Consider the following 17,405-nt stretch of genomic DNA (forward strand, 5'->3'; position numbering starts at 1 on the left):
CTGCAAGAATAGAGGTTTTTTCATGCAAGTTTATTTAGTAGGCGGTGCGGTCCGAGATCAGCTTCTGGGTCACCCCTATCACGAAAAAGATTATGTAGTTGTCGGTGCAACGCCTGAACAACTGCTTGCCCAGGGTTTCCAACCTGTAGGTAAAGATTTTCCTGTTTTTTTACATCCTGAAACCAAAGATGAATATGCACTTGCCCGCACCGAACGTAAGTCGGGACAGGGTTATCATGGCTTTGAGTTTTATACCGACAGTACCGTTACCTTAGAACAAGATTTAATTCGACGCGACCTTACCATCAATGCCATCGCCATGGATGCGGAAGGTACACTGTATGACCCCTATGGCGGCCAACGCGATTTAGAGCTCCGTGTTTTAAGGCATGTTTCTGATGCTTTTGTAGAAGACCCACTACGCGTCCTCCGTGTTGCACGATTTGCTGCACGTTATAAAACCCTAGGATTTACGGTGGCCGAAGAAACGTTGGCACTGATGCAACAACTCGCAGACTCGGGTGAACTGGAGGCACTGACTCCTGAACGCGTTTGGAAAGAAACCTCTCGTGCTCTGATGGAAGATCATGCCGATGAATACTTCGAAGTGCTACGTCGCTGTGGTGCTTTAAAAGTGCTTTTTCCAGAAATCGAGGCCCTTTACGGTATTCCACAGCGCCCTGAATATCACCCTGAAATTGACTGTGGTATTCATACCATGATGTCCTTACAACAAGCGTGTCGTGCCAACTACGCACTGGATGTTCGTTTTGCTGTTTTAGTACATGACTTAGGCAAAGCTTTGACACCTGTGGACGAGCTACCGCGTCATATCATGCATGAAGAACGTGGGGTCAAGCCTGTGACAGAAGTGTGTGAGCGCCTAAAAGTTCCAACGCAGATGAAGCAGCTCGCAATTACGGTCTGTAAAGAACATTTGAAATGTCATCAAGCCCTGACCTTAAAACCAGGCACTTTGTGGCGCTTACTGCAACGCTTAGATGTACTACGTCGTCCAGAACGGGTTGAAGCCTTTGTACAAGCTTGTGAATGTGACTCACGTGGTCGTTTAGGGCTTGAAGATCGTGAATACCCACAGTCTGCATATATTTTAAAGGTGATGGATGTGGTGCGAAATATCAAAGCACAAGACCTGCCTGCGGATATCAAAGGCCCTGATATTGGTGAAATGCTGATTGAACGTCGAATACACGCGATTGGAGAGTTAAAGGCTCAATACAGTTAAACCTTGATCGACTCAAATAAAGCGCCACAATCGGCGCTTTATTTAATTTCACTTAAGAAATGGATGCAGGAAAGGTAATTACTTTTTCCAACTGCATCTGTTCAGTTGCAATCATTAACAAACGATCCACACCTAAAGCAATACCTGCACATGCGGTCATTTGAGGCAAAGCAGCCAATAAAAACTCATCGATCGGCATCGCATGTAAGCCTAACTTTTCACGTTCAGCATTATCGGCTTCAAAACGTGAACGTAACACCTCCGCGTCGATCAACTCATCATATGCGTTGGCGAGTTCCAAACCTTCAATATACAGCTCAAAACGTGCTGCAACTAATTCACCATCTTCATCCGTTTTAGTTTTGGCAAGCGAGGCCAGCTCTGGTGGAAAATCGGTTAGAAATACGGGCGTATCAAAACCTAGGCTTGGCTCTACAAAATGTGAAAAGAGCAAATCGATATAGCCAAGTCGGTCATCACCCAAGTCCAAATTTAAACCCACGCGATTACAGCAGTCTTTTAACTCCTTCAAACTGGCTTGCAGTGGGTTCAAATCCAAACGATCCATAAACGCATGCTTATAGCTCAAAATGGTAGGGCGAACCTCACCAAAACGCTGCTTTAATGTGACATTCAATAAGTCTGTCACTTCAAACATCAAATCCTTCAAACTGAAATTCGGTCTATACCATTCCAGCATGGTAAATTCACTATTGTGTTTACGACCATGTTCATCATCACGGAAAACTTTACAGATTTGATAAATCGGCCCACTACCACTGGCCAATAAGCGCTTCATGGCAAACTCAGGTGAGGTCTGCAAATAATGCGTTTGTTGTTTGCCTTGTAGATGGCGCTGTGCTTGAACCGAAGCCAAATGCACATCGGTCACACCAGCTTGAGATAAAATCGGGGTTTCAACCTCAAGCACTTCACGTTCAGCAAAAAACTGACGAATTTGGCTGTACATTTGCGCACGCGCTCGCATGGCTTTTAAGTCACAGGTTGGCTGATAATGGATCACGTCCTGACTCATGCCTTCGGCCCTCCTTGTGCAGCCCATTCACGACGTAATGGATAAGTCTTTCTTAAATGATCAAAGGCTTTTTGGTCAATCATCCCCTCTTTTAAGCAAGCACGTAAGGCTTGGTCATCTCGTGCAATCGGGTAGATTTCCCTTAAATGCTGTTGAAGTACAGATTTCAAATCTTGGCCTTCAAAATATTGAGCACATACAGGCAACTGCGACTCGAAACTTTTATGTGCTTCAAACTGAAAGGTTTTACAGAAAGCCTCATAGATCATTTGTGTACCACGCGCTTTGCCTTCTAAGCTATAACCTGCGATATGTGGCGTCACCAGACTCACAGCATTCAACACTTGTTCAGAAATCACAGGCTCATGCTCAAAGACATCTAGTACCACTTTACGCTGTGTTTTTTCGATGTCGGCCAATAAAGCCTGCTCTTCAATTACAGGCCCACGCGCAGAATTAATCAATATTGCTGTCGTTTTCATCGCAGCGAAAGCTTCGGCGTTGAACAAATGGTAGGTTGGATGTGATCCTGTTTTGGTTAAGGGCACATGCAATGAAATCGCATCAGCAGTACTTAATAAGGCATTTAAATCGACCTGCTGAATCGCATCTTGCTGTACAAAAGGATCATGACCGATCACATTCCAGCCCAATAGTTTGACCATATAAGCTAAGCGAGAACCGACATTTCCTAGACCAATAATGCCCAAAGTAAAACTTTCTTTAGCGTTCAGCAATACTGGATTGAGATGGAGTAAAGCCGTAATTACATATTCAGCCACCGCCTGCGCATTACAACCTGCGGCATTCGCCCATTGAATATTCTGTTTCTCAATGGCTTCAATATCTAAATGGTCTGTACCAATGGTTGCACTACCCACATATTGAAGTGTGGTGTTATTGATTAATGCTGGATTGACTTGAGTTACGGAACGCACCAACAGTGCTTTGGCATCTACAACATCGGCATGTGTTAAAGTACGCCCTGCTTTGTGCTCAATTTCACCAAATTCGGCAAAAAAATAATCGGTAAATGCGAGATTTTCATCTGCCACGATTTTCATAATGTCTTCCAACGCTTTGTTGACTCTATGATAACCGTTGCACAAGCTCAACACTATGTTGCTCTGCAATACATCTGAATAAACAGTCACGATGTTTCATCTTCATGGTAAAAAACCGAATACTTTAAAGAATTGTTTAATATAGATTTACTTCGTTCAAAATACTGAAAAATATAAAGTCAACTCCGTAAACGCTATGATAGTACAAACAACTAGACAAATAATTTAATACTGTTATAAAAAAACCTTCTCCCAACATTTCAGAGAGAAGGCAAAACCTCAAGCAAGTAATAAGCGAGATAATTATTTAGATTTATAAGAGAGTTTCATCCCCACGATATAGCCTGTATTGTCCTCAAACTCGCCAACAATACGACGATCCGAAGTTTCACCTTCCGCATCACCAAACCACATATAGCGACCACCTACGCTGAACGCCAACTTTTGGTTGATATTATATTTCGCTGCCAAGCCAGCGCCCCAATAGCCATTTACTGGGCCTAAAGTTGGAGCAGGGTCGCCTGCACCAGAGTCCCATAAACCTGATACAGAAATCGCGAGCTTTGGTGTCAAACGTTTACCAACACCCAGTTCAACTGAGGTTTGATCTTCTGAATAGTCAACTAAAGGCAAACCTTTGCCCAATGCAGCTGTAGTAGATGCTTTTAATACTGGAGGATAGTAGGCAAAGTCCCCCCACGGCACATAACGGACTTTTGCATAAACTGCTGTGGTCGCATTCAGACCTGTTTGCAGGTTTAAGTTGATAGACTCAGGAGTCGTGATCGTGCCCGAGTTACTGTGTGAATAATCTCCTGCAAATACAATATCTGCCAAAGGAACATCTTCTTTAATCGTTGCTTTATGCTCAACTTCCGAGCGATAGGTTAATGAGGCCAAAATCCCCATTTCAGGTTTAGCATAGCTTAGACCTGCAACCCAACCGACAGCTATATCATCAAAATGGTTGTTATAACCACTATTTGGTCCATAAGTTAAACCACGTAAATGAACATCGGCTTGAAGCTGTTGAAGTGCTGGGCCAGCATAAATCATGACATTTTTATTTAGGTTATAGCCTAAAAGTGCTGTGATGTTTTTCGATTTAACATCTACACGCGTATTGGCATCTGCTGCTGGATGGTTTGTTGCAATGAAATTATTATCACCCTCAAACTTTACTTTGGCACCAAAAGGTTCATCATAAATCACCGCAAGGCGTAACTTCGGATTGATGTCCGTTTTTACTGCATAATTAAGTGATTGAAAGTCTTCAGCCATATCAGAGATATTATTACCACTGGCATCTTTACCAGTCACGTCTGGTGAAATATGCGTGTAGCCCACTTCTGCATAGGTGCCAGATTCAAACAAAGCATCAATTTGTTGTGGAGAACGCTCAAGACCCGTAGCATAGGTTTGGCCTGCACATACGGACAGTATCGCCCCAATGAGATACTTCTGATTCAATTTCATTTCTATTTCTTTAGTTGCGTTTTAAAACAGCAAATGCCGACCATTCCTATGAAAAGCACTCACCATATTTGATTAAATCTTGGATGACTTAATCCTTTTTGTTGGCCTCAAATATGTATTAAGGCGTATAAAACTCGACGACTTTTATGGCGTATTTGTGAGGGATAAATAACGTATGCTTGGATATACACATTTCAGTGTTAATTGGATTTGAAAATTGATAACAGCGGTTCTGTTCTTCTGATTCATCATAGCTATACATCCTTTTAAGCTTTGTTCTCTTGTAATCCACTACAAGACTTTTCTATCTCTGTTATTTTCGAACGTTTTATCTCGTTACTATCATTCGATTTCGCATCGATCTTTTTTAAATATGCTTTAGATTTTAAAGAAACCCACAATCGTCCTTAATAGTGGGTTTCTTTAAAACATGACTTACGATTTTCACTCTGAGACGGAGCATTCAATCTGCTTCAGAAGATTAGCAGTCTTAAAGCGCAGAGCAACCATGCGAAAGAATGGTTCTAGAATGGTTTAGCAAAATAAATTATCAAATAGAAAGGTTTTAGGTGCGGCCACAGTCCGTAGCAGCACCTTATACAGAATGCATTCAAATCTATTGTTTAAATCTCGACCATATCGAAGTCAGCTTTAGATATCCCACAGTCAGGACAGCTCCAGTTCTCGGGGACATCTCGCCATGGCGTACCCGCGGCAATTCCCTCTTGTGGCCATCCGAGTTGCTCATCATAAATCCATCCACAAACCAAACATTGATAGCATTTCATGTTAAGTCCTCATGTATAGAGGATGACTGAGCGAACAATCCCGCAAACTTCTGCTGAATTTTCTGTTTGGCTTTAGGGTAAATATTCATTTTGCTGAAATCACCGGCATAATGCTCCACCACCCGTTGATCCATCAATTTAAACCACCACTTCGGAATCAGTGCCGGTAAAATCATGGCTCCATAACCTGCTGGAAGCTGCGGTACGTCGTCATAGTTTCTTAGGGTTTGAAAACTCCGCGTTGGGTAAGCGTGATGGTCAGAGTGACGCTGCAACTGATACAAGAATAGATTAGTCACCAAGTTGTTATTGTTCCAACTATGTTCTGGCTGGGTGCGTGCATATTGGCCATTTTCAAGCTGCTCCCGCTTTAGGCCATAGTGCTCAATATAATTTACGACTTCAAATAACGTAATACCGTACAAAGCTTGAGTGGCTTGGGTGACCGCAATATTTTTCCCAAAACATTTCAGCATCGCCGCATGATAAAGCCCTGACATCGCCCAACCTTGCAACAACTCATTCTTGAGTGACCAAAAACCAAGACCTTGGCGCTCTAAACGTCGAGTTTCAATTTCAACTGCCGACTTAAAACTGCCCACAACCGTTCTCGGCCAAAACTGCCAAAAAGACTCGCCCATTTGCGAAGAAGCTGGGTCCTCAGGTGTCGCCACACGGTGATGGTGCCCATAAGGATGCTCAATTCGAAAATGATTATAAGCCGTCGGTGCCAATGCCAAATGCGACAACATTTGTTCTAATTTATTCGGTTTATGACTCAGCTCATGTGCAGTATTAATCGCGACACCATTCAATACACCCAATAACGTACCAATAAGCACACGATCATGCGTTGGAGTGCTATCACGACTGGCGAGGTATAAAGCATATAAGTTGGCAGTGTATTGTAGTGGAATAAACAACTTCAAAATACGGGCATAGTAGGGATCGGCCTCTAAGGCTGCAATTGCGGCATCAGGTGGGTTTTCGCTGTCCTCACCAATCAATTTGTCCAAAGCTGGCATGACCACGTGCATAAAAATCGGGCCTGTCGAGGCAAACACCGAACGTAATTTTTTGGGGCCAAACTGATAGCCTGCCAAAGCACCCATAGCAATACACGGGTACGCCAAACCAAATAACCATAAATGCCGTTTTTTATCCTTAAACTGATGTTCACTGTGCTGCTGCTCAAGCAAGGTCAGTGCATTCATGCGGAACTCCTTTTTATTTTAGATAGAACGCTTGCTCATTATTGGTAAAATCAGTTGTGATCATTATTCATTTTCGGACACTATATATTCAAAACAAGACATCACTTTAAAAATATGAATCCTCACATTCCATCTATTCCAGCCCGATATTATTTGCGTTTGCTGCCTTTATTGCTGGAACGCGAGATGGATTTGACTGAACTTTTTCAACTGTTAGGAACGGATTTGAGCAGCTATGTACAACAGGAGGATGCCAAGCTTTCTCTGGCACAAATTGAAACCTTAGTCAGCTATTTACTTAAATTTCCAGAAAACCGTGATTTGGCCTTTGAGCTCGGTCGCTCCTTAAAATTGAGCGCCCATCATTTAGTGGGTTATGCCTTACTCAGCTGTGAAAATGTTATGCAAGCCTTAGGCGTGATGTCGCAATATTTCAGCTTAATCATGCCGAACTTTCGACTAAAAGTGACTGAGTTAACAAACGTCGTGGTTTTGGACATTCACCCGCTGCAAGCCATGAGCACGCTCACATTGAATTTTCATTTAGAAGCCATTGCAGTGGGTTTTTGCAGCAGTTTTGCTGAATTGCTCAATCACCAAGTTAAACCCTATGACATTCATTTATCCGTGTTTCAACCGACTTATGTACAAGCTTTACAGCAACTCAAGCCCGCTCAATTTCACTTTGGTACACTCATTCGTCCTAGCATTAAAATCTTTATTCAAGCGGATAATTTAGACACTAAACTCCCCAAAGCAGATGCATTTTCATTGAACATTTTGGAACAACAGTGCCGCGAACAACTGAAACAAATCAGTTTAGATGGAGAGATTATTGACTGGATCAGCATGATGCTCCGCGAAGCATCTCCTCCGCCAAGTTTTGAAGACTGTGCACAAATGTTGAATATCTCAAGTAAAACCCTGCAGCGCTACTTAAAAAAGCAGGATGCCAATTTTAATACCATTCGTAAGCAGGTCATTTTAAGCCGTGCTGAGCATCTGCTGATGCACACCAACAAAAGCATCACCGAAATTAGTTTTGAGCTGGGCTACTCCACGACAGCGAATTTTTGTAGGACATTTAAAGCTGAATTAGGCACCACACCACAGATGTATCGGCTGAATTCCACACCGAAGATAAGCTGACCTTTGTAGTTTCAATAAAAGACACTTTAATAAGAGTTCATACCAAATAAAACAATGATTATCCTGCCAAAATAAATGTCGTAGTCCCTGCTGGTTTTTATTTCAATATCAATAGTAATTTGATATATAACTGTATAATAAAACAGATTTTAAATTTATTTTTTTGGGGCAAGGATGCGCGAAACTGATCACGAAATTATTCAACTTTTTAAACAACACGTTCACCCGCTTTCAAGCAAACTCACCGAAATGTTAAATGAGCATTTCTCCCACCAAACAGAACGTCGCGGTTGCGGCTATACGCAGGCGACACGTGTTTTAGCGGACTATATTAACAGCCCCAGACTCAGCCAAGATTTTGCCGACTTAAAACTGTTTGACCAATACGAAACCAAGACCTTAAAAGTATTGCTTGAGCAATCGCAGTACATGATTTCTGATTGGCATAATTTAGATTTGAATGAGCAAATTCAACCACTGCTCGCAACCGAAAAAAGCTCTGAATTTGCTCAGCAAGTGCAACGTCAACGGCAGTTACAACTACAATTACGCAGTATCAGCACACAAGCGCAACTGGAAGAAACTCAGATTCTGTGCCAACTCATTGCCGATATTATTCTCCCGCAAAGCACAGCGAAAACAGGTTTGGTTGAGCTCGAAGCCTTGGCTGAAAAACCGAAAGTCGGTTCTTGCCCCATGGCTGAAAACTTCTTTCTTAAAATTGCCCATGGCCGCGTCTTAAGACAGGGCGAACTCAATATTTTTGTGGATGAACAACAGCAGCCCTTATTGTTAGAAAAACTCAATATGGGAGATGATCATTCCTGTATTAGCCTCAAACCGATCCTGATGAATGGGGTATGTTTGCCTGCGGGTTCATTGTTCTCAGTCAACTACGATCGCACAGCCATTCAAAACAAAACTCAAAACCAGCAATATAAAGGCTATGTGATCCCCTATTCTGAGATCAACGGCTTTTGGTTTTTAAGACTCACGACCTTAGCCATTTCTCCTGAAAATCGTGCACGTGCTTTTACAACGCATTATCAGCAGCAAGTTGAAAATGGTTTATTTAGTCCGGGAACCACACGCCTACAACAATTGGTTGATGTCGCGACCGTGCAAATACGGAACTAAACGCATGCTACAGGTTTGCTACTCACCAGATTATTATGCTCAGACCCATACCAACAGTATGGAAAAACTGAGCGCTGTGGCCGATGCTTTAGATCCCCTAGGTATCGTAGAGTTCCATCGCCCTGAAAAGCTCTCCATAGATATTTTAAAACAACTGCATGATCCAAAATATGTCGATGCTTTTGATACAGGCTTCCCTGAAAAGCTAGCCACTTTCCAAGGTTTTAAGCCTTGGAATACTCAACTGCGTGATGCGGTTTACCAGATTAATGCAGGGCAAATTCTCGCAGCAGAATTGGCATTCAAACATCAAATTTCGGCCAATATCGCACAAGGCTTTCATCATGCGGTTTACGAACATGGTGGGTCTTTTTGTACCTTTAACGGGCTAGCTTTAATCGCACAACAGTTTCCAGATAAACGTATTTTCGTGCTGGACTGTGATCAACATGGCGGTAATGGTACGGCAGAATTTACCAGCCGTTTTGACAACTTTTTTAATTATAGTATTTATGGGCTGGCCTTTGGCTGTCCGACCTACGAACGTTCAGAAACCTATCATGTGCATAAACATCAAGGGAACTTCAGCCAATACATTTTAGCGATCCATCAAGCTTTTCAACGTGCCCTAGACTGGAACGCTGATTTAATTATCTTTCAGGCGGGAATGGACTGCCATCAAGATGATCCTTGCGGCTCATCATGGTTCAGTACAGAACTGATTGAAAAACGCGATGAAATTGTATTTCGCTTGGCCAAAAAGCACCAACTGCCTTTGATGTTTGTTTTAGCTGGCGGCTATCAAGCACTACCAGAACTGGTCAAGCTTCATGTGGGGACGTTTCAAACTGCTTATAAAACTTACTATACCGAATAAAAAATGCCAGCATATTGACATACACTGGCACAGATAACTCGGCTATTTAATTAAGAAAAATCAAGCTCTTTCTCAAAGCCTTTTAACTCATAACGCGCCATCGCTAAGTTAGACTTGGTACGGTCAAGTACCAAATATAAAAACAATGTTTCATTGCTATCAAGCGGACGAATCAAATGATATTGTTTACCCAAAGTAATCAAAATATCTTCAATGTTATCGTTTAATTGTAATGCTTTCGCAACTTTACGCTTAGAACGTACAACTTCAGTATTACCTGCTGCTGCTAATTCTAAGTCTACACCACTCCCCTGAGTCGCGAGTGCTAAGCCACTGTCACTGTCGACCAGTGCAGCAGCAACAAAACCATCAATCCCTGTTAACGCATCTAAACTAACACGTGCCATCTTATTCTTACCTCTAGTTATAGGGTTACCCCAAAAAATTTAAAGACCCAGTTTCTTACGTAACTTCCCAATAAAACCGCGTAATTTATTTACTTGCCCTGTTTCTGCTTGTTGTGTATCTATCTGATACTTCACTTGATTTTGATCAACAAACTGACCTAATTGCAGTAGAACAGCACATGCTACAAAATTCAATACCCTTTCATTACTTAAATTTAAGGACTGTTTTACTTGATCAATTTGTGCGCCTTGTGAAAAACAGGTTGCCATCTTTAAAAAGTCACGACGTTGTAAATTTTTTTCAAACTGAGGCCATATTTCAAGTCTAAAGTTCTGATTCAAGCTGACTTGCGGTAACTGAATCGCAGACGAAGCATTCACCACTTTCCACAGCCAAATTCTTAGATCATAAACGTCTTTATCTTTAATCGTATCTTGGACCAACTGTGCAGTTGCATACGTTTGGTTCAAGGTCTCATTAAACTGAATCTCTTTATTCGGCTCGACCCAAACACGTTCGGTCCGCGTATCGACCAAAGCGAGAAAACCATGGGCATCGAACAACTGAATATAACCATTACGTGGTGTAAAAATTTCGCTAAAAACCTGTGCCGTGGTCATTACTGGGTTCAGCACTGTAGGCATAACAGATTGAACAGGCATAATGACTTCAAGCGTTGATTTCACATGCGCGGTAAGTTCATGTTGTGATAGTAATTTTCTAGATAACCAATCGTGCAAATGCTCTATGTTTGAAAATGGATAGAACAATTGATCTCCAACAATGTGCCCTGCATTTTCAACCTTTTTGACCAGACGCAAATACACAATGTTTTGAATGGTCAGCAACTTTTGAATGCCTGGTGAATTAAAAAACACATCATTGACCAGCAATAAATCGATTTTTTGCTCAGCAAGATTGACCCATTTCACATTCAAATTTTCAGGTAAAGACAGTAAAATTTGTTCTTTTATTTGCTCTAACGAGTTTAAACTTAAACCAAATACTGCAATATTTAATACGTTTTTCATGCCTAAACCCACGACAACCTCACCCTTTAAATCACGGCATCACGCCGATTGATATAATTAAAAATCAAAAAATATAGAATTTCTTATGATGCAAGGCTGAGCGGCGCGCTGCTTAATCGTGCACTTAACTCTTTGTAGTAATACAGCATTTGCCCCATCAAAATATCTGTGTGGGTGACCGCCACCATGACCATCGGATGCTGTGGGTGGTGGACAGCAGTTAAAAACACTTTGCCATTGTCCGCATCAAGAGTAATGGTTTGGCAGCCCAACAATTGAATTTCTGTAATAAATGCATTCACCATAGCCAAGATGGAGCTGCTGACTGCTGCGATTTTTCCTGTATTGTCGATATTTTTCTTTGAAGCCAAAGCAAGCTCAAAACCATCCGATGAGCACAACATCACAAAGTCGATGCCTGTAACGGTATTTAAAAAACGTTGTAACTCGATATGGGCAGACTCAATCAGTGCTTGCGGAATTTCACGTGAACTATTCATTTATCCTACCTATGCAACTGCAGATTCAGCTTGCATTTCTAGTGTTGTAATTAGTGTTTCAATCATCAGTAAAACATCATCTTGTTCACGCGCATCAACGGCAAACAGCGGAAATTGTTTTTGATGGATCTGCATCCAATCACGGTAAATTTTGAGCTTATGCTGATCTTCTTGATCTAAATGCGTAATGCCAACCACCACATTTGATCCATACTGCTCAAATGCTTTTAAATAAAACTCTAAATCCTTTAAACGATCTGCTTGGCTATGATCGATTAAGATCACGATTCCCATTGCACCCTTGCAGACAATAGACCACATAAAATCAAAACGATCTTGACCTGGGGTACCGTACAAGCCGATCTGCGTACCGTCATCAAGGCTAATTTCACCGTAATCAATACCTACAGTGGTCAAAAATTTATGGTGCGCTGCAGTATCAGTGTTTACTGCTTCTGTCGTCACGACAGGAATATCAGACAATGCTTGAATGGCAGCAGATTTTCCTGCCCCCATGGTTCCCCCGAAAACAATTTTGTACTGCTGTAGGGCTTTGTTGCACAAACATTCAAAAGCTAAACTTCTTCCAAGTTATCTAAATTTAAGTGGCAACTTGGGTGTGAGGTCGACCTAAATCTGTAAATTTATTTAATACGGCCACACGTGCATGAATCTCATTGACTTGGCTTTGAAAGTTTCTCGCACGGAGTTTATCGCCTAATAATTTGATGCAATGCATCTTGGTTTCGACCAAACTTCGGCGATGATAGCCTGCCCATTTTTTCCATAGTGTCCTGCCGAAACGTTTAACTGTTCGTAGTAATTCATTTCGCTCTAGCGAACTGGTCTTTGTATCTTTCCAAGGCTTCGCATTTTTTCTTGGCGGAATCACTGCATGTGCTTGCCGATCTGCAATGACCTGACGGCATTGCTTGGTGTCATAAGCCCCATCAGTATAGACAGAGTCAATCTGCTCATCTTGTGGAATCTGATCGAGTAAATCACCAAGCACTTGTGAATCACTCACGTTATTGGTTGTAAGCTGAACTGCTCGTATTTGAAGGGTTTCAGCATCTATCCCAATATGAAGTTTACGCCATTGGCGACGATATTCAGGTTGGTGTTTCTTACGCTTCCATTCACCTTCGCCTAGAAACTTTAAGCCAGTAGAATCGACGAGTAGCTGGAGACCATTACTGCTTTTTTGATAGTTAATTGCAATATCAATATGCTTTTGTCTTCTACAAATGGTTGAATAATCCGGTGCTGTCCAATCTAATCTACAAAGATGAATGAGACTTTGCACAAAGCCAGTGACCATGCGTAAAGAAAGATGAAATAAGGATTTGATCATTAAACAGCATTGGATGGCTGTATCTGAATAAGTTTGATTTCGACCATGTTTACCTTTGGGTTGAGCGTACCATTGAGTCTTGGGATCAAACCAAATTGAGAGATATCCTCGATTTATTAATGCACTGTTATAAGAAGACCAATTGGTTGTACGATAGATTTTAGGTGTGGGCTTATTCATTTGAGAATTATATTGTGGAATAAGCCTTTAGAGATAGGTTTGTGCAACAAAGCCATTTAGATATCTCCCCCAAAATAGAGTCGGTCAAAGCGTGCCTTGAAAAGCCAGCTGGAACTGTCAAAACATCTTCTAATGCATGTCGTAAAAAAGATTTTGTTTCTTCAGGAGTCGGGGTATAAAGTTTATTGTCATTTTCTTGAATCAAAGGATGACTACATAAATGACGTTTCTTTTGTAAATGTAGAAGATTTTCATATGTATCTTGGTCAAAAAATTTCATTCGTTCATATACATCTTTAACAATAGACTGCTCCCAATCGCTTCCTTTTTCTCTTTTTTGTTGTTTAGTTTTTATTTCAGCTAAAATTTTATGGGCTGTGGAATCATTAAAATCGATTTCAACCTTTTGCAATTTTGAAACTATATCTGTTACAACTACAGACCACAGTAAGCCAACAGCAGCTCTATAGCACCCAGCTTCATAGCACTTGTATACTTCTAGAAAGTTTTCTTTAGAATTTTTATCTACAATTTTCTCAATTGCTAACTCGATTGAAAATGGTGTCATCAGTTAGTTATTCCGTTTTAAATGATTTAATTTTTTTGATTTTAACAATTTATATAAGTTAAGTATTTATTAGATCTCTTGCGAAAGTAAAAACCACCTCAATATAAATTTCATGAGATATCAGAAATTAAATCGTTTTTCAGATTCTGAATTCAAACGCTTGGTTGGCGTACCTCGACAAGTTTTTACTGAAATGGTAGAGGTTTTAGAAAAAGCAGAATCACTCAAAAAGAAATCAGGTCGTCCTCATACTTTAGATATAGAGGATCAGTTGTTATTAACTCTCAATTACTTACGGAACTACAGCACTCAACTGGAATTAGCGGCAAATTACCATATCGCTGAAAGTAATGTGAATCGAACCATTAAAAAGGTTGAAGATGCATTGATGAAATCAAGACGTTTTACTCTGCCAAAACGAAGCATTACCACAGCAGACGAACACTTTAACTGGGTCATTATTGATGCGACAGAATGTTCAATAGAACGTCCGAAAAAAAAATCAGAGTAAGTTCTACAGTGGTAAAAAGAAGAAACATACGCTAAAAGCACAAGTGATCTATCATCCGAACAGCAAACAAATCATAGGGCTAGATATATCGAATGGCAGTCAGCATGATATTAAATTGGCAAGAAAAACGGTTAAGAAATTCAAACATTGTGAATATGTTATGACCGATTTAGGGTACTACGGATTAGAGCAAGATGGCTTTAAATTATTGATGCCAATAAAGAAAAAGAAGAATTTACCCTTATTTGATGTTGAGAAAAGGTACAATAAAATGATTGGAAAAATACGAGTTGTGATCGAACACATTAATAGTCAATTGAAAACATTTAGAATATTAAGTGAACGCTATCGAAATAGACGGAAAAGATTCGGTTTACGCATTAACTTAATTGCTGCACTCGTAAACCGGATAAACTTGCAATAATGACTTTCGCAAGAGATCTATTTTTTGCTTATTATCTGCTTACGTTACACAAATTAGAAACAACAAAGCCCTGACATTATCAGGGCTTTGTTGTTTCTAATTTGGCGGAAGCGGTGAGATTCGAACTCACGGAGGGGTATAAGCCCTCGTCGGTTTTCAAGACCGGTGCATTAAACCGCTCTGCCACGCTTCCATGTGCGCCATCATACGGAGCTTTTGTTTTCATGACAAGTAAAACTTACCGTCAAAGCAACCAACTGCATATTGTTTCATCAAAAGCTTATAATTTCGAGGCGATTTCGGCACCTTCACGAATCGCACGCTTCGCATCTAGCTCAGCTGCCAATTTAGCACCACCAATAATGTGATAATTCGCTAACATATTTTGCTCAACACTTGGCATCAGATCCTTCACAGACTCCTGTCCTGCACACACAACGATAGTATCAACACGGAGCAATTGATCTTGTCCTGCCATATCGACCCAAAGCCCTTCATCAGTCACAGCTTTGTACTGAACCCCACGTAACATACGTACTGCATGCTTTTTCAACTGTGCGCGGTGTACCCAGCCCGAAGTTTTGCCCAAACCTGCTCCAAGTGCAGAGGTTTTACGCTGTAATAAATAAATCTCACGAACAGGCGGATGAACTTCTGCGGCCTGCGTGCCTCCTTCAGAAACATAATTCGGGTTTGGATCTACGCCCCATTCACGTTGCCAATCTGCAAGCGGTTGTGGCTGAGGTTGATGCTCTGGTTTCAATAAATACTCAGACACATCAAAACCAATCCCTCCAGCACCAATCACTGCAACCTTTCGACCGACAGGTGCGCCGCGTAACACTTCTGCATAAGACAAGACTTGCGGTGAATCACTCCCTTCGATACGTAATGCACGTGGCACAACGCCTGTTGCAATAATAATTTCTTCAAAGCCTTCACGCTCAAGCTGCTCACGATTCACCTTGGTGTTTAAACGTAAGTCGACGCCAGTTTTTTCAAGCTGTACTTTGAAATAACGAATGGTTTCATGAAACTCTTCTTTACCGGGTACAACTTTTGCCAAGTTGAACTGTCCACCCACCTCATGACTTGCTTCAAACAGAGTCACTTGGTGTCCACGACTGGCTGCAACCGTCGCGGCTGACATACCTGCGACGCCACCACCAACAACCGCAACTCGTTTCGGTTGTTTCACTTTCAAATAAACCAACTCAGTTTCAAACGCCGCACGCGGGTTAACTAAACAGGTTGCACGCTGATTTTTAAAAGTATGATCTAGGCATGCTTGGTTACAGGCGATACACGTATTGATTTCATCGACACGATTGGTCGCTGTTTTATTCACCCAAAAAGCATCGGCCAATAACGGACGTGCCATTTGCACCATATCGGCTTTGCCCGATGCCAAAATCTCTTCTGCCGTGTCTGGCATATTGATGCGGTTTGAAGCAATCACTGGCACAGCCACTTGCTTTTTCACTTCCGCAGTATAGTCAACAAAAGCAGCACGTGGCACAGAAGTCACAATAGTTGGAATACGTGCTTCATGCCAGCCAATTCCTGTATTCAACAAAGTAATACCTGCTTTTTCTAGTGCTTGCGCAATGGTAATTACTTCTTGCATGGTATTGCCATCATGCACCAAATCGAGTAATGACAAACGGAAGCAAATAATAAATTTCTCACCAACTTGTGCACGTATCCCTTTGACGATTTCGACCGCAAAACGCATACGGTTTTCAATCGGCCCACCCCAACGGTCTTCACGTTGGTTCACATGACGGCTTAAGAATTGATTCAGTAAATAACCTTCTGAACCCATAATTTCTACACCGTCATAGCCTGCTTTTTTTGCAAGACTGGCACAGTTAACATAGTCATCAATGGTATTCAAAATTTGTTTTTCAGACATTTGACGCGGTTTAAAAGGCGAAATCGGCGACTTGATTGGACTGGAAGACACAACAAAAGGTTGGTAGCCATAACGTCCAGCATGCAAAATTTGCATTAAAATTTTTGCGCCATGCTTATGTACCGCATGTGTCACTAAACGATGCGGAGCAATATCCCCCAGCGTATTCATCGTCCCGCCCGCAGGAAGAAGCCAACCTTGACGGTTTGGAGAAATCCCGCCTGTAATGATCAGGCCGACACCGCCTTTAGCACGCTCACCGAAGTATGCTGCCAATTTTGGATAATTATAAAAACGATCTTCCAAGCCCGTATGCATGGAGCCCATCACCACACGGTTTTTAATGGTGGTAAAACCCAAATGTAAGGGTTTTAAAATATGTGCATAGCTATTGGTTGTCATCATGAATCCTTATCTTTGGCTTTGCAACTTGTTGCATACTACTTTAGCTGTTTTTTAAAATATTGGGATGACAATTTATAAAAAATTCTTGGCATCTACGGTCAATTCAACTGAGCTCTCAAAAA

Annotated in this window: 17 protein-coding genes and 1 tRNA gene; 5 read left to right on the plus strand and 13 right to left on the minus strand. The window is 41.4% G+C overall.

Annotated features, from left to right (window positions below):
* Positions 1–22: 22 nt before the first annotated feature.
* On the plus strand, positions 23–1,246 hold the full coding sequence (locus AC4CUZ_RS15430) for a multifunctional CCA addition/repair protein (protein WP_151835901.1): 1,224 nt from the start codon (positions 23–25) through the stop codon (positions 1,244–1,246).
* Positions 1,247–1,298: 52 nt separating this feature from the next.
* On the opposite strand, the gene epmA is transcribed toward AC4CUZ_RS15430, so the two are convergent.
* From epmA to AC4CUZ_RS15455, 5 genes are all read right to left on the minus strand, one after another.
* Complete coding sequence (epmA, locus tag AC4CUZ_RS15435; RefSeq protein WP_201950828.1) at positions 1,299–2,282, minus strand: EF-P lysine aminoacylase EpmA; 984 nt, start codon at positions 2,280–2,282, stop codon at positions 1,299–1,301.
* A complete protein-coding gene (locus tag AC4CUZ_RS15440) occupies positions 2,279–3,346 on the minus strand; it encodes a 4-phosphoerythronate dehydrogenase (RefSeq protein WP_201950824.1) in 1,068 nt (355 codons plus the stop codon). The genes epmA and AC4CUZ_RS15440 overlap by 4 nt, the downstream gene beginning before the upstream one ends.
* Before the next feature lie 303 nt (positions 3,347–3,649).
* Positions 3,650–4,822 (minus strand): OmpP1/FadL family transporter, encoded by a 1,173-nt coding sequence (locus AC4CUZ_RS15445; RefSeq protein WP_201950822.1) that lies wholly within the window; start codon positions 4,820–4,822, stop codon positions 3,650–3,652.
* Between the two features lie 623 nt (positions 4,823–5,445).
* Positions 5,446–5,610, minus strand: coding sequence for a rubredoxin (locus AC4CUZ_RS15450; protein ID WP_004693963.1), 165 nt, complete (start codon positions 5,608–5,610; stop codon positions 5,446–5,448).
* Complete coding sequence (locus tag AC4CUZ_RS15455; RefSeq protein ID WP_201950820.1) at positions 5,607–6,824, minus strand: alkane 1-monooxygenase; 1,218 nt, start codon at positions 6,822–6,824, stop codon at positions 5,607–5,609. The genes AC4CUZ_RS15450 and AC4CUZ_RS15455 overlap by 4 nt, the downstream gene beginning before the upstream one ends.
* A gap of 114 nt (positions 6,825–6,938) precedes the next feature.
* On the opposite strand from AC4CUZ_RS15455, the gene AC4CUZ_RS15460 reads away from it, so the two are divergent.
* The 3 genes from AC4CUZ_RS15460 (at position 6,939) to AC4CUZ_RS15470 (ending at position 9,987) form a co-directional block, all read left to right on the plus strand.
* Positions 6,939–7,973 (plus strand): helix-turn-helix domain-containing protein, encoded by a 1,035-nt coding sequence (locus tag AC4CUZ_RS15460; RefSeq protein WP_201950819.1) that lies wholly within the window; start codon positions 6,939–6,941, stop codon positions 7,971–7,973.
* 174 nt (positions 7,974–8,147) lie between these two features.
* Complete coding sequence (locus AC4CUZ_RS15465; protein ID WP_201950818.1) at positions 8,148–9,110, plus strand: hypothetical protein; 963 nt, start codon at positions 8,148–8,150, stop codon at positions 9,108–9,110.
* A gap of 4 nt (positions 9,111–9,114) precedes the next feature.
* A complete protein-coding gene (locus AC4CUZ_RS15470) occupies positions 9,115–9,987 on the plus strand; it encodes an arginase family protein (RefSeq protein WP_201950817.1) in 873 nt (290 codons plus the stop codon).
* 50 nt (positions 9,988–10,037) lie between these two features.
* Here the strand turns inward: AC4CUZ_RS15470 and AC4CUZ_RS15475 are convergent, their stop codons facing one another.
* The 6 genes from AC4CUZ_RS15475 to AC4CUZ_RS15500 form a co-directional block, all read right to left on the minus strand.
* The gene (locus AC4CUZ_RS15475; RefSeq protein WP_087526884.1) at positions 10,038–10,394 is read right to left on the minus strand and encodes a roadblock/LC7 domain-containing protein; all 357 of its coding nucleotides are present in this window, start codon (positions 10,392–10,394) and stop codon (positions 10,038–10,040) included.
* Between the two features lie 39 nt (positions 10,395–10,433).
* On the minus strand, positions 10,434–11,426 hold the full coding sequence (locus tag AC4CUZ_RS15480) for a hypothetical protein (RefSeq protein ID WP_227556997.1): 993 nt from the start codon (positions 11,424–11,426) through the stop codon (positions 10,434–10,436).
* Positions 11,427–11,509: 83 nt separating this feature from the next.
* Positions 11,510–11,926: a roadblock/LC7 domain-containing protein gene (locus AC4CUZ_RS15485; protein ID WP_004693977.1), complete on the minus strand. Its 417-nt coding sequence runs from the start codon at positions 11,924–11,926 to the stop codon at positions 11,510–11,512.
* Between the two features lie 9 nt (positions 11,927–11,935).
* Entirely contained in the window at positions 11,936–12,490 is a 555-nt protein-coding gene (locus AC4CUZ_RS15490) for a GTP-binding protein (protein WP_201950813.1), read from the minus strand.
* A 37-nt stretch (positions 12,491–12,527) separates the two neighbouring features.
* Complete coding sequence (locus AC4CUZ_RS15495) at positions 12,528–13,460, minus strand: IS5 family transposase (RefSeq protein WP_490747895.1); 933 nt, start codon at positions 13,458–13,460, stop codon at positions 12,528–12,530.
* 7 nt (positions 13,461–13,467) lie between these two features.
* Positions 13,468–14,028: a hypothetical protein gene (locus AC4CUZ_RS15500; protein ID WP_201950811.1), complete on the minus strand. Its 561-nt coding sequence runs from the start codon at positions 14,026–14,028 to the stop codon at positions 13,468–13,470.
* A 112-nt stretch (positions 14,029–14,140) separates the two neighbouring features.
* Between AC4CUZ_RS15500 and AC4CUZ_RS15505 the strand changes: the two genes are divergently transcribed.
* A protein-coding gene (locus tag AC4CUZ_RS15505) for an IS5 family transposase (protein WP_087554504.1) occupies positions 14,141–14,963 on the plus strand; the annotation gives its coding sequence in 2 pieces (ribosomal slippage) (positions 14,141–14,521 and positions 14,523–14,963; 822 coding nt in all).
* A 102-nt stretch (positions 14,964–15,065) separates the two neighbouring features.
* On the opposite strand, the gene AC4CUZ_RS15510 is transcribed toward AC4CUZ_RS15505, so the two are convergent.
* Positions 15,066–15,156, minus strand: a tRNA-Ser gene (locus AC4CUZ_RS15510).
* Positions 15,157–15,243: 87 nt separating this feature from the next.
* Positions 15,244–17,280 carry an NADPH-dependent 2,4-dienoyl-CoA reductase gene (locus AC4CUZ_RS15515; RefSeq protein WP_125273175.1) on the minus strand — a complete coding sequence of 679 codons (2,037 nt, stop codon included), beginning with the start codon at positions 17,278–17,280 and terminating at the stop codon, positions 15,244–15,246.
* Positions 17,281–17,405: the final 125 nt, after the last annotated feature.

Source organism: Acinetobacter sp. 789_lipA (assembly GCF_058242845.1).

Excerpts from the sequence above, each read along its gene's own strand:
- AC4CUZ_RS15430 (WP_151835901.1), top strand. The coding sequence starts at position 23 with ATGCAAGTTTATTTAGTAGGCGGTGCGGTCCGAGATCAGCTTCTGGGT.
- epmA (WP_201950828.1), bottom strand. The coding sequence starts at position 2,282 with ATGAGTCAGGACGTGATCCATTATCAGCCAACCTGTGACTTAAAAGCC.
- AC4CUZ_RS15440 (WP_201950824.1), bottom strand. The coding sequence starts at position 3,346 with ATGAAAATCGTGGCAGATGAAAATCTCGCATTTACCGATTATTTTTTT.
- AC4CUZ_RS15445 (WP_201950822.1), bottom strand. The coding sequence starts at position 4,822 with ATGAAATTGAATCAGAAGTATCTCATTGGGGCGATACTGTCCGTATGT.
- AC4CUZ_RS15450 (WP_004693963.1), bottom strand. The coding sequence starts at position 5,610 with ATGAAATGCTATCAATGTTTGGTTTGTGGATGGATTTATGATGAGCAA.
- AC4CUZ_RS15455 (WP_201950820.1), bottom strand. The coding sequence starts at position 6,824 with ATGAATGCACTGACCTTGCTTGAGCAGCAGCACAGTGAACATCAGTTT.
- AC4CUZ_RS15460 (WP_201950819.1), top strand. The coding sequence starts at position 6,939 with ATGAATCCTCACATTCCATCTATTCCAGCCCGATATTATTTGCGTTTG.
- AC4CUZ_RS15465 (WP_201950818.1), top strand. The coding sequence starts at position 8,148 with ATGCGCGAAACTGATCACGAAATTATTCAACTTTTTAAACAACACGTT.
- AC4CUZ_RS15470 (WP_201950817.1), top strand. The coding sequence starts at position 9,115 with ATGCTACAGGTTTGCTACTCACCAGATTATTATGCTCAGACCCATACC.
- AC4CUZ_RS15475 (WP_087526884.1), bottom strand. The coding sequence starts at position 10,394 with ATGGCACGTGTTAGTTTAGATGCGTTAACAGGGATTGATGGTTTTGTT.
- AC4CUZ_RS15480 (WP_227556997.1), bottom strand. The coding sequence starts at position 11,426 with ATGAAAAACGTATTAAATATTGCAGTATTTGGTTTAAGTTTAAACTCG.
- AC4CUZ_RS15485 (WP_004693977.1), bottom strand. The coding sequence starts at position 11,926 with ATGAATAGTTCACGTGAAATTCCGCAAGCACTGATTGAGTCTGCCCAT.
- AC4CUZ_RS15495 (WP_490747895.1), bottom strand. The coding sequence starts at position 13,460 with ATGAATAAGCCCACACCTAAAATCTATCGTACAACCAATTGGTCTTCT.
- AC4CUZ_RS15500 (WP_201950811.1), bottom strand. The coding sequence starts at position 14,028 with ATGACACCATTTTCAATCGAGTTAGCAATTGAGAAAATTGTAGATAAA.
- AC4CUZ_RS15515 (WP_125273175.1), bottom strand. The coding sequence starts at position 17,280 with ATGACAACCAATAGCTATGCACATATTTTAAAACCCTTACATTTGGGT.